The sequence below is a fragment of the Thioalkalivibrio sp. ALJ16 genome, assembly GCF_000377345.1.
Classification (GTDB): domain Bacteria; phylum Pseudomonadota; class Gammaproteobacteria; order Ectothiorhodospirales; family Ectothiorhodospiraceae; genus Thioalkalivibrio.
In genome coordinates, this window is the sequence record NZ_KB898037.1 from 125,124 (window position 1) to 136,628 (window position 11,505).

The following is an 11,505-nucleotide window of genomic DNA, read 5'->3' on the forward strand; positions in this document are numbered from 1 at the left end:
GAATACCCCTCGCATGTCCGATACCGAAACGAACGACCCCACTGCTTACGACTCCAGTCAGATCCGCGTCCTCAAGGGGCTGGATGCCGTCCGCAAACGACCCGGCATGTACATCGGTGACACCGACGATGGTACCGGCCTGCATCACATGGTCTTCGAGGTCGTCGATAACTCGATTGACGAGGCCCTCGCCGGCCATTGCGACTCCATCGAGGTCACGATCCACGAAGATAACGCGGTATCGGTCAGCGATAACGGCCGCGGGATTCCGGTCGATATCCACGAGGAAGAGGGCACATCCGCGGCCGAAGTGATCCTGACTGTCCTCCACGCCGGCGGGAAGTTCGACAATAACTCCTACAAGGTCTCCGGCGGGCTGCACGGTGTTGGCGTCTCCGTCGTGAACGCCCTGTCCGAGGAGTTGCGCCTGGAGATCTATCGCGACGGTCAGCGCCACGAGCAGACCTACCACATGGGGGTGCCCGACGCGCCCCTGGCCGCGACCGGCACCACCGATCGCCATGGCACCCGGGTCTGGTTCCGACCCAGCGCGGAGATCTTTACCGATATCAACTTCCACTACGAAGTGCTGGCCAAGCGCCTGCGCGAGCTGTCGTTCCTGAATTCCGGCGTCCGCATCACCCTGCGGGACTACCGCGACAACCGCGAGGAAACGTTCGTGTTCGAAGGCGGTATCCGCGCCTTTGTCGAACACCTGAATCAGAAGAAGACCGCCCTGCACCCCACCGTGGTCTATGCCGACCAGGAGCGCGAGGACTATTCGGTGGAGGTGGCGCTACAGTGGAATGACTCCTACCAGGAGAACATCTTCTGCTACACCAACAACATCCCGCAGCGCGATGGCGGCTCCCATATGGCGGGTTTCCGGGCGGCCCTGACGCGGACCATCAACCAGTACCTCGAGAACGAGGGCCTGATCAAGAAGGCCAAGGTCGCGACTGCCGGCGATGACATGCGCGAGGGCCTGACCGCCGTACTCTCGGTGAAGGTCCCCGATCCCAAGTTCTCGTCGCAGACCAAGGACAAGCTGGTCTCGTCCGAGGTCAAACCGATTGTCGAAAGTGTGCTGTCCGACGCCCTCAACAACTTCCTGCTGGAACACCCGCAGGAGGCCAAGGCCATTACCGAAAAGGTGCTGGATGCGGCGCGCGCGCGCGAGGCGGCGCGCAAGGCCCGCGAGGTCACCCGGCGCAAGGGGGCCCTCGATGTGGCCGGTCTGCCGGGCAAGCTGGCCGACTGCCAGGAAAAGGACCCCGCTCGGTCCGAGCTGTACCTGGTGGAGGGTGACTCCGCGGGCGGTTCTGCCAAGCAGGGACGCGATCGCCATTTCCAGGCCATCCTCCCGCTGAAGGGCAAGATCCTCAATGTCGAGCGGGCCCGGTTCGATCGCATGCTGGGATCCGCCGAGGTCGGCACCCTGATTACCGCGCTCGGCTGCGGGATCGGCAAGGAGGAATACGACCCGGACAAGCTCCGCTACCACCGCATCATCATCATGACCGACGCGGACGTGGACGGTTCGCATATTCGGACCCTGCTGCTGACCTTCTTCTTCCGGCAGATGCCCGAGCTGATCGAGCGTGGCCACGTCTATATCGCGCAGCCGCCGCTGTACAAGATCAAGCGAGGCAAACGCGAGCAGTACGTGCGTGACGAGGCCGAGATGGGCGAGATCGTGATCTCCCTGGCCCTCGATGGCGCCGCGCTCTATCCCAGCCCGGATGCCCCGCCGATTACCGGCGAGGCCTTCGAGGATCTGGTGAAGGGCTACCAGAAGGCGGCCCGCGCGGTGGAACGCCTGGGACGCATGTATGACTCGCGCATCCTCTGGGCCATGCTGGAGGCCGATGCGATGCCGGAGCCGCGCAGCGTCAGCAACGCCGAGGTTCAGGCCTGGTTCGGCCGCATCCTCGACGGCCTCTCCAGCAACAAGGCGGGTGCCACCCGCTACAGCCTGGGCCCGGTGACGGATCACGAAGGCAGTGCCCAGCTCAGCCTCGACCGAATCGAGCACGGCGCGCCGCTGTCGCAGTACATCAGCGACGATACCCTTGCTTCCCGGGATTTCCAGGCCGTCCTCGACCTATCGGCTCGTCTGAACGCCCTGCTGGACGAGGGAGCCTACATGAAGCGCGGCGAACGTGTTCACACCATTGTCGGGTTCTCCGAGGCGATGGAGTGGCTGCTTCAGGAAGGGCGCCGCGGTCTGGCGACCCAGCGCTACAAGGGCCTGGGCGAGATGAACCCCGACCAGCTCTGGGACACGACCATGAACCCGGAATCGCGGCGCCTGCTTCAGGTCCGCGTCGAGGATGCGATCCGCGCCGACGAGATCTTCACCACCCTGATGGGTGACCAGGTCGAACCGCGCCGCGATTTCATCGAGAGCCGGGCACTGAGCGCCGAGAACGTCGACGTCTAGTCCCGGCCTGCGGGGCGGAGGCACGCATGGCGGTGTTGTTCATCATCCTCGCACTCGCGGGGCTGACCCTGATGGCGCTGCGCCTGTACACCCACCTGGCGGTCCATCAGCGCCGGGTGGTCGCGTCCTGGCATCGCCTCGACACCCTGCTCGCACAACGCAATGGCGAGCTCGATCAGGTTCCGCGACTGCCTGGCCTGCCCGCATCCTCTCTGGATGATCTCCACCAGGCGATCCAGCATCAGGAAACCGCGAGGCGCAAGGGCGACCTTCCCACCCTGGCTGTGAACGAGCAGCGTATCCGCGACGGGTGGGATGGACTCGTCTCTCAACATACTGATTTAATTCAAAAATGGTCCCAAAAACCCGTGGTCGGCCGGGTTCAGGGTCTGGACCTCGCCATCAACGATGCGCTGGCCGCCTACAACACCGCGGTGGACGCCGCAGCCGCCCTGCGGCGGCGGCCGGTGTTTGCCCTGCTCGCCGGCATCGCCGGGTATAGCCGGTTCCGGCCGATTGAGCCACCCACGCGACGGTAGCGCTCGAATCCAGCACAACAGCCCTACTGCGGGGGAACACGCTCCCGGCTCTCCGGTCCGAATGGCATAATTGCCCGCTGACCCGAGCCCCGGAGAACCCGTGTCCAACCCCCTGCTGCAGACGGATCGCCTGCCCGCCTTTCGCGCCATCGAACCCGAACATGTCCTGCCGGCCCTCGAGACCGTGCTGGTCGAGAACCGGGCCGCAATCGACGCCCTCGTTACTGCGGTCGGTGACGGCCCGTCCTGGTCCAGCCTCGTGCTCCCGCTGCAGCGCCTGGATGCCCGCCTCGATGCGATGTGGTCCCCGGTCGGTCACCTGAACGCGGTGATGAACGGCCCGGCCATCCGCGAGGCCTACAATGCGTGCCTTCCGCTGCTGTCCGACTACGCCAGCTGGGTTTCGCAGCACCAGGGTCTGTACCAGGCGGTCCGCCGCCTTGCCGACAGTGACGAATACCCTCGCCTGACGCCGCCCCGCCGCAAGGTCATTGACGACATGCTGCGCGACTTTCACCTCAGCGGCGTGGACCTTGCCGAGCCCGAGCGCGAGCGCCTGCGCGCGATCAATGCGCGCCTGTCCGAGCTGACCGCGCGTTTCGAGGAGAACGTCCTCGACGCCACCCAGGCCTGGACCTGGCAGACGGACGATGCGGGCGCTCTCGAGGGCATTCCCGACTCCGACCGTGCCCTGCTGGCCCAGAATGCCCGCGACCATGATCAGACCGGCTATGTGGTCACGCTGGATTTCCCCAGCTACCTGGCGGTGATGACGCATGCCCGCGATCGCGACCTGCGCTATCGCGTGTATGAGGCCTTTACCACCCGGGCGTCCGATCGCGGGCCCGGCGCCGGCAACCACGACAACAGCGAGATCATGGTGGAGATCCTCCAGCTGCGCGAGGAAAAGGCCAAGCTGACCGGATTTGCCCATTACGCCGAACGTTCCCTTGCGACCAAGATGGCCACCAGCGCCGAGCAGGTCGAGGCCTTCCTGCAGGACCTGGCCCGGCGGGCGCGCCCCCGTGCCGAGCGCGACCTTGAGGAACTACGCGAATTCGCCCGCGAGGAACTCGATCTGCCCACGCTGGAGGCCTGGGACATGGCCTATGCCGCGGAGAAGATGCGCGAGCGCCGCCTGGGTCTCAGCCAGGAGATGCTGAAGCCGTATTTCCCGGCCGATCGGGCCATCAATGGTCTGTTCGGTCTCGTCCAGCGCCTGTTCCAGGTGCGTTTCGAGGCCGACTCGACCGTCGAGACCTGGCATGACGATGTGCGTTTCTACCGCATCTTTGACGCCAACGGTGTCGAACGGGCGGGTTTTTACTTCGATCTTTACGCCCGCAAGAACAAGCGTGGCGGCGCCTGGATGGATGTCTGCCGCAATCGTTTCGTCAGCGCGGACCATGCCCAGCTCCCGGTCGCGTACATGACCTGCAATTCCACCCCGCCGGTGGACGGCAAGGCCGCCCTGTTCACCCACGACGAGGTGATCACCCTGTTCCACGAGTTCGGTCACGGCCTGCACCACATGCTGACCCGGGTCGACGAACCCGAGATCGCCGGCATCAACGGGGTGGAATGGGACGCGGTGGAGCTGCCCAGTCAGTTCATGGAGAACTGGTGCTGGGAGCGCGAGGCCCTGGACCTGTTTGCCCGCCACCACGAGACCGGCGCGCCCATGCCCGACGATCTGTTCCAGCGCCTGCAGGGAACCCGCCATTTCCATGCCGCGCTGCAGCTGCTGCGCCAGGTCGAATTCTCGCTGTTCGACATGCGCCTGCACGCCGCGCCGGCGCCCAGAGACGCCGCCGCCATCCAGCAGCAGCTGGCGGCCGTGCGCAACGAGGTCGCCGTGGTCCACCCGCCCGAGTTCAACCGCTTCGCGCACGGCTTCGGTCACATCTTCGCGGGCGGGTATGCCGCTGGCTACTACAGCTACAAGTGGGCCGAGGTCCTCTCCGCCGACGCCTTTGGCCGTTTCGAGGAGGAAGGCCTGTTCTCCCCCGAGGTGGGTGCGGCCTACCTGCGAGAGATCCTCGAGGCCGGGGCCTCGCGCCCGGCTGCCGAGTCGTTCCGCGCCTTCCGGGGTCGCGAGCCGCGTATCGATGCCCTGTTGCGCCATAGCGGTCTGGAGGGGGAAGCCGCGTGAAGATCGCCAGCTGGAACGTCAATTCGCTGAAGGTGCGCCTGCCACAGGTCCTGGACTGGCTGCAGCAGTCGGGCACCGACATCCTGGCCCTGCAGGAAACCAAGCTCACCGACGAAAATTTCCCCGCGGCCGCAATCGAGGAGGCCGGTTACCAGGTGGTGTACTCCGGCCAGAAGACCTACAACGGCGTGGCCATACTGGCACGCAGCGCGGCCAGCGAAGTGATCACCGATCCTCCGGGTCTGGAGGACGCCCAGCGCCGCATCCTCGCCGCCACCTACGGCGACCTGCGCATGGTCAATCTGTATGTGGTCAACGGCGAGAACGTGGGCACCGAAAAGTACGCCTACAAACTCGACTGGCTGGGGCGCATGCGGGCTTGGCTGGCCGATGAGGTCGCGCGCCACCCCAACCTGGTCGTGCTGGGCGACTTCAACATCGCCCCCGACGACCGCGACGTGCACGACCCCGAGGCCTGGCACGAGCGTATCCTGTGCTCCACCCCCGAACGCGAAGCACTCGCCGCACTGACCGACCTGGGCCTCGCCGACACCTTCCGGGCGTTCGAACAGCCGGAGGCGGAGTATTCCTGGTTCGACTACCGGGCGGCCTCGTTCCGGCGCAACCGCGGCCTGCGGATCGATCTGATCCTGGCCAGTAGCGCCCTGCAGTCCCGGCTCACTGCCGCCGGGATCGACCGCGAACCGCGCGCCTGGGAACGTCCCTCCGACCATGCCCCGGTGTGGGCCGAATTCTCCGACTAGGTAGCGCCCGTGAAATACAAGGATCTCCGCGACTTCATTGCCGGTCTGGAACAGCGCGGCGAACTGCGCCGCATCACGCGCGAGGTCGATCCCAACCTGGAGATGACCGAGATCGCCGATCGCGTACTGCGTGCCGGCGGTCCCGCTCTGCTGTTCGAGAACCCGACCGGCTCCGAGATCCCGGTCCTCGCAAACCTGTTCGGGACCCCGGAACGCGTGGCCATGGGTATGGGCGAGGACAGCGTCGAGGCCCTGCGCGAGGTCGGCCGTCTGCTCGCCTTTCTGAAGCAGCCGGACCCGCCCAAGGGCCTGAAGGCGGCCTGGGAGCAGCTGCCGGTCTTTCGCAAGGTCCTCGACATGGCCCCGAAGAAGACCCGAAGCGCCCCTTGCCAGAAGCACGTCCTCGAGGGCGAGGCGGTGGACCTTGCCCGCCTGCCGGTCCAGACCTGCTGGCCGGGCGACGCGGGCCCGCTGATCACCTGGGGTCTGGTGGTCACGCGCGGCCCCGAAAAGTCGCGCCAGAACCTGGGCATCTACCGCCAGCAGGTCATCGGCCCGAATCGGGTGATCATGCGCTGGCTGTCGCATCGAGGCGGGGCCCTGGATTTCCAGGAGTGGTGCCGCGCCCATCCGGGCGAGCCGTTCCCGATTGCCGTGGCCCTGGGCGCCGATCCGGCCACGATCCTGGGCGCGGTGACCCCGGTACCGGACAGCCTGTCGGAATACGCCTTCGCCGGCCTGCTGCGCGGCAGTCGCACCGAGGTTACCCGATGCATCGGCTCCGACCTCGAGGTGCCGGCCTCCGCCGAATTCGTACTCGAGGGCCACATCCACCCCGGGGATACCGCACCCGAGGGCCCGTTCGGAGACCACACCGGCTATTACAACGAGGTGGACGAATTCCCGGTCTTCACCATCGACCGCATTACCCACCGTGACGCTCCGATCTATCACTCCACCTATACCGGCCGCCCCCCGGACGAGCCCGCGGTACTGGGTGTGGCGCTGAACGAGGTCTTCATCCCGATCCTGCAGAAGCAGTTCCCGGAGATCGTGGACTTCTACCTCCCCCCCGAGGGCTGTTCCTACCGCCTTGCCGTGGTCTCCATGCGCAAGCAGTACCCCGGCCACGCCAAGCGCGTGATGATGGGCGTCTGGAGCTTCCTGCGCCAGTTCATGTACACCAAGTTCGTGATCGTCGTGGACGACGACGTCAACACCCGCGACTGGAACGACGTCATCTGGGCCATCACCACCCGTATGGACCCGGCGCGCGACACCACCCTGGTCGAGAACACCCCGATCGACTATCTCGACTTCGCCTCGCCGGTCTCCGGCCTGGGTTCCAAGATGGGCATGGATGCCACCAGCAAGTGGCCGGGCGAGACCGACCGCGAGTGGGGCCGGCCCATCGCCATGGATGAAGCGGTCAAGCGCCGCGTCGATGAGATCTGGGATGAACTGGGGCTATGACCTGTGACGCCCCGGTGGCGCGTGCTCGCCCCGATGCTGGTAGCCGCGGCGCTGGCAGCGGCCTGCGCGGTGACCCCGGAACCTGAGGCCGTGCGCGCCAGCAGCGACCCCCTTAATACCGATGTACCGGTCGCGGGGCTGGAGGACGTCCGTGTGTGGCCGGCGCAGGCACCGGACGGGGTGGTGATCACCCTCCACAGCTTCCGCGATCACTCCGGGGCCTACGCGGAGCTGGGCCCCTGGCTGGCCGCGCGTGGCTATTCCGTGCATGCGCTGGACCAGCGCGGACACGGCCGCCGCGAGGATCACGGCCGCTGGCCCGGGATCGAGCCGATGCTTGCCGATGTCGTTGCGATGGTGGAGCAGGTGCGCGGCGAGCACCCGCAGAAACCGCTGTTCCTGCTTGGCGAGAGCATGGGTGGCTCCGCCGCACTGGCAGCTGTCGCCACGCACCCGGAACTCGATGTCGACGGCGTGATCGCGGTGGCCCCCGGTCTGCGCGGCGGGATCCCCGCGCGCCGCCTCTGGGACGCCGCGGTCTGGACTGGCGAACGCATCGCGGGCGGTCTTGCGCTTACCATCGACCCGGACTACTCCGACAGCCTGACGCCGGCGGCGGTCGCGCGTTTCCGCGAGGATCCCGCGATCCTGCGTCGCGTGCGCATGGATACCTACGCCGGCGTGGTCTGGCTGGCCCAGTACGCGACCGATCACATCGACCGCGTCACGGTGCCGGTGGTCTATCTGTGGGGCGAGCAGGATGGCACCATCCAGCGCGAATCGGTATGCCTGGCGGCCCGCGCCCATCCGGGGGGCCAGGCGGAGGTATGGACCGATCCCGACTGGCCACATCTGCTGCTGCATGCCCCGGACTGGCCGCAGACCGCGCAGCGCCTGCTCGACTGGATGCAGCGCGTGCAGACCGGGGGTCCCGAGCTGGCGCTGCATGCGCAGCCGCACCAAGGCTCCTGCGCACCCTGAGGCGCGGGCCTCGACCTGCCTGGACTGCGGGTGCTTGCGTTGGCGCCGGCAGCAGCGAGAATAACCGGCTTTCCGCGAGATGAGGGTTCCCGATGGCGTTCGATGTCACCATTCAGCCCAGTGGCCATACCTTCGAGGTCGAGGACGATGAAACCGTCCTCGAGGCGGCCCTGCGCCAGGGGTTCGCGTTTCCCTACGGCTGCCGCAACGGCGCCTGTGGCTCCTGCAAGGGGCGGGTCCTGCAGGGCGAGGTCGATCATGGCCCGAAGCGTCCGCCGGGCATCAGCGAGGCCGAACTGGCGGATGGCATGGCCCTGTTCTGCCAGGCGGTGCCGGTGGACGATCTGGAGATCGAGGTGCGCGAGATCGGCGCCGCGCGCGACATCGTGGTCAAGACCCTGCCCTGCCGGGTGGCCGCGCTGAATCGCCTCGCGGACGACGTGATGGAGCTGCGCCTGCAGCTACCGGCCACCGAGCGCCTGCAGTTCCTGGCGGGGCAGTACCTGGATATCCTGCTCAAGGGCGGCGAACGCCGCAGCTATTCCCTGGCCAACGCGCCTCACGACGACGACCAGCTGGTGCTGCATGTGCGCCACCTGCCGGGCGGGCGCTTTTCCACCATGGTGTTCGAGGAACTCGCGCCCAAGGCCCTGTTGCGGATCGAGGGGCCGCTGGGCAGCTTCTTTGTCGACGAGGAATCGCCACGGCCGCGCCTGTTCGTGGGCGGGGGTACCGGCTTCGGACCGCTGAAGGGGATGCTGGATCACCTGGCTGCCGAGGGGCTGGATCGCGCGCACCACCTGTTCTGGGGTGCGCGCACGGTCGAGGGTATCTACGCCCCGGACTGGCTCGCGCGAATGACCCGCGAGCAGGGCGAACACTTCCGCTGCACGCCGGTACTGTCCGATACCCCGGCCGAGACGGCCGCCGGTTTTGCCGCGGTCAGCGGCTGGCCGCATGATGCGGTGCTCGCCGAATACCCGGATCTGTCCGGTTTCGATGTCTACATGGCCGGCCCGCCGGCGATGATCGCGGCCGCCCGTGACGCTTTCCAGGGCGCCGGCCTGCCGCCGGAACAGCTCTATTACGACAGCTTCGAACCGGCCACCCCGGCCACGTAGTCTCGTCGTCGGCGGTCGTTCAGCTGCGCGCAGATGGACAAGGGCGAAAAGCGTGCACAGGAAGTCTGGAAGATGGGAAGGTACGGATTGATCGGATGCCGCGCCGTCGGTGCGCGGGTGGCAGGGCATCCACAGACCCGCCAACCGAGAAATCTTCCAGCCTTCCCCCCTTCCTGTTAACTGCCTTTGACCTTCTTCCAGTGCGCCGTGGCGGCTTGCTAGGCGCGTTCGCTGCGCAGCTGATCCGCGAGGCGATGAACGGCGGCCAGCATGGTGGCGTCGGTGGGGTCCTCGGCCGTTTCCACTGCGGACTTGAAGCCCAGTTCCTGCGCGATCTCGGCGATCCGCGGGCTGCCCACCACCAGGGGTGTCTTGCGCAGCCACATACGACCCAGCTTGCCGACCATCTCGTACAGGTTGCGCAGTCCCTCGCCGCTGGTGATGGTGATGATGTCGATCTGCCCGCGCGAGAACGCGTACATCAGTTCGCCGGTGTCGCCTTCAGGGCGGCCACGCCGGTAGGCCTCGGCGAACGTGACCTCGGCACCGCGCGCCTTCAGGGTGTCGCCCAGCAGCTCGCGGCCGCCGTCACCACGGAAGATCACCACGCGTTTGCCGGCCACGTCCTGCATGGCCTCCTGCGCCAGCAGCGCCTCGCTGTCGAAGCGCCGCGGCGGCAGGATGTCGGCCGGGCGGCCAAAGCTCTTCAGTTCCTGTGCGGTGCGGTTGCCGATCGCCGCGATCCGGGTGCCTGCGGGCCAGTCGTGCTCGGCCAGCGCCAGATTGAGCACGCGCTGGACCGCATTGGGGCTGATGAACACGGCGATGTCGAATGTGTCCAGCCGCTCCAGCACGGCGCGCAGGTTGGTCGGATCACTGGGCGCCAGGATCTCGAGCACGGGAAACCGGATCACGTGCGCGCCCGCAGCCGCCAGGCCCGCGCAGAAGGGTTCGGCCTGGGCCGCCGGGCGGGTCACCAGGATACCGAGACCGGCGAGTGCTTCCGGATCCCCGGGCTCGGCGCGGTGGTCGTCTGCGGATGCCGTCATGCGTCTACCTCTTCGTGTCCTGGCCGTGTTCGCGATGGGCGGCCGCGAGCAGTTCGCCCGCCCCCAGTTCCAGCAGCATGTCCGCGAGGCGAGTACCCAGGGCCTCCGCCTCGCTGCGCGCGCCCTCGACCTGGCGCCGCAGCAGCCGGCTGCCGTCGACGGCCCCGACCAGCCCGTCCAGTTGGAGGCGCTCGCCGACCAGGGAGGCATGGGCCGCCAGCGGTACCTGGCAGCCGCCTTCCAGGCGGCGGTTGAAGGCGCGTTCGGCACGCACGCGATCGGCGGTGTCGGCGTCGTTCAGTGGCGCGATCAGTTCGTGGATGGCGGCATCGCCGGCGCGGCACTCGATGGCAATGGCGCCCTGGCCGACGGCCGGCAGGCTGACCTCCGGCTGCAGGCAAGTCCGAATGCGATCGTCGAAGCCGAGGCGCTTGAGTCCGGCCGCCGCCAGCAGGATGGCGTCGTATTCATCCGCGTCCAGTTTTGCCAGGCGGGTATTCACGTTGCCGCGCAGGTCGCGCACTTCGAGATCGGGGCGCCGCGCGCGCAGCTGGCACTGTCGGCGCAGGCTGGAGGACCCGACCCGGGCCCCTTCCGGCAACGCGTCGACATCGGCGTAGCGATTGGAGACGAACGCATCCAGCGGGTCCTCGCGCTCCAGGATCACCGGCAGCTCCAGCGCCTCCGGCAGCTCCATCGGCACGTCCTTGACCGAGTGCACAGCGATATCGGCGCGATCCTCGAGGAGCGCGATCTCCAGCTCCTTCACGAACAGGCCCTTGCCCCCGATGCGTGCCAGCGGCGAGTCCAGCACGCGGTCTCCCTGGGTGGTCATGCCCACCAGCTCGACCGGGCGTTCCGGCTCGCGTGCGCGCAGGCGGGCGGCGACGTGTTCCGCCTGCCACATGGCAAGCGGGCTCTTTCGGGTGGCGATGCGTACTGGCTTCATGCGTCTTCCGGGCGGGCCTCGGTCGCGGCAACCG

Annotated in this window: 9 protein-coding genes; 7 read left to right on the forward strand and 2 right to left on the reverse strand. The window is 67.3% G+C overall.

Annotated features, from left to right (window positions below; all coding sequences use genetic code 11):
• Positions 1–13 precede the first annotated feature (13 nt).
• From gyrB to D000_RS0100720, 7 genes are all read left to right on the forward strand, one after another.
• Positions 14–2,443, forward strand: a complete 2,430-nt coding sequence (gyrB, locus tag D000_RS0100690) for a DNA topoisomerase (ATP-hydrolyzing) subunit B (RefSeq protein ID WP_018871624.1) — start codon at positions 14–16, stop codon at positions 2,441–2,443.
• A 26-nt stretch (positions 2,444–2,469) separates the two neighbouring features.
• A complete protein-coding gene (locus D000_RS0100695; RefSeq protein WP_018871625.1) occupies positions 2,470–2,982 on the forward strand; it encodes a hypothetical protein in 513 nt (170 codons plus the stop codon).
• A gap of 100 nt (positions 2,983–3,082) precedes the next feature.
• Positions 3,083–5,134 (forward strand): M3 family metallopeptidase, encoded by a 2,052-nt coding sequence (locus tag D000_RS0100700; RefSeq protein WP_018871626.1) that lies wholly within the window; start codon positions 3,083–3,085, stop codon positions 5,132–5,134.
• Complete coding sequence (gene xth / locus D000_RS0100705) at positions 5,131–5,898, forward strand: exodeoxyribonuclease III (RefSeq protein ID WP_018871627.1); 768 nt, start codon at positions 5,131–5,133, stop codon at positions 5,896–5,898. Before D000_RS0100700 ends, xth begins: the two co-directional genes overlap by 4 nt.
• A 9-nt stretch (positions 5,899–5,907) precedes the next feature.
• Positions 5,908–7,371 (forward strand): 4-hydroxy-3-polyprenylbenzoate decarboxylase, encoded by a 1,464-nt coding sequence (gene ubiD / locus D000_RS0100710; protein WP_018871628.1) that lies wholly within the window; start codon positions 5,908–5,910, stop codon positions 7,369–7,371.
• Positions 7,372–7,404: 33 nt separating this feature from the next.
• Positions 7,405–8,352: an alpha/beta fold hydrolase gene (locus D000_RS13275; protein WP_018871629.1), complete on the forward strand. Its 948-nt coding sequence runs from the start codon at positions 7,405–7,407 to the stop codon at positions 8,350–8,352.
• Positions 8,353–8,444: 92 nt separating this feature from the next.
• A complete protein-coding gene (locus D000_RS0100720) occupies positions 8,445–9,473 on the forward strand; it encodes a CDP-6-deoxy-delta-3,4-glucoseen reductase (protein WP_018871630.1) in 1,029 nt (342 codons plus the stop codon).
• A gap of 218 nt (positions 9,474–9,691) precedes the next feature.
• Here D000_RS0100720 and D000_RS0100725 read toward each other — a convergent pair whose 3' ends face one another.
• Both D000_RS0100725 and hemC read right to left on the reverse strand, forming a co-directional pair.
• A complete protein-coding gene (locus D000_RS0100725) occupies positions 9,692–10,522 on the reverse strand; it encodes a uroporphyrinogen-III synthase (RefSeq protein WP_018871631.1) in 831 nt (276 codons plus the stop codon).
• A gap of 4 nt (positions 10,523–10,526) precedes the next feature.
• The gene (gene hemC / locus D000_RS0100730; protein WP_018871632.1) at positions 10,527–11,471 is read right to left on the reverse strand and encodes a hydroxymethylbilane synthase; all 945 of its coding nucleotides are present in this window, start codon (positions 11,469–11,471) and stop codon (positions 10,527–10,529) included.
• Positions 11,472–11,505 lie beyond the last annotated feature (34 nt).

Coding starts and splice junctions, on each gene's coding strand:
- D000_RS0100725 (WP_018871631.1), bottom strand. CDS start 10,522: ATGACGGCATCCGCAGACGACCACCGCGCCGAGCCCGGGGATCCGGAA.
- D000_RS0100695 (WP_018871625.1), top strand. CDS start 2,470: ATGGCGGTGTTGTTCATCATCCTCGCACTCGCGGGGCTGACCCTGATG.
- hemC (WP_018871632.1), bottom strand. CDS start 11,471: ATGAAGCCAGTACGCATCGCCACCCGAAAGAGCCCGCTTGCCATGTGG.
- gyrB (WP_018871624.1), top strand. CDS start 14: ATGTCCGATACCGAAACGAACGACCCCACTGCTTACGACTCCAGTCAG.
- D000_RS0100720 (WP_018871630.1), top strand. CDS start 8,445: ATGGCGTTCGATGTCACCATTCAGCCCAGTGGCCATACCTTCGAGGTC.
- D000_RS13275 (WP_018871629.1), top strand. CDS start 7,405: ATGCTGGTAGCCGCGGCGCTGGCAGCGGCCTGCGCGGTGACCCCGGAA.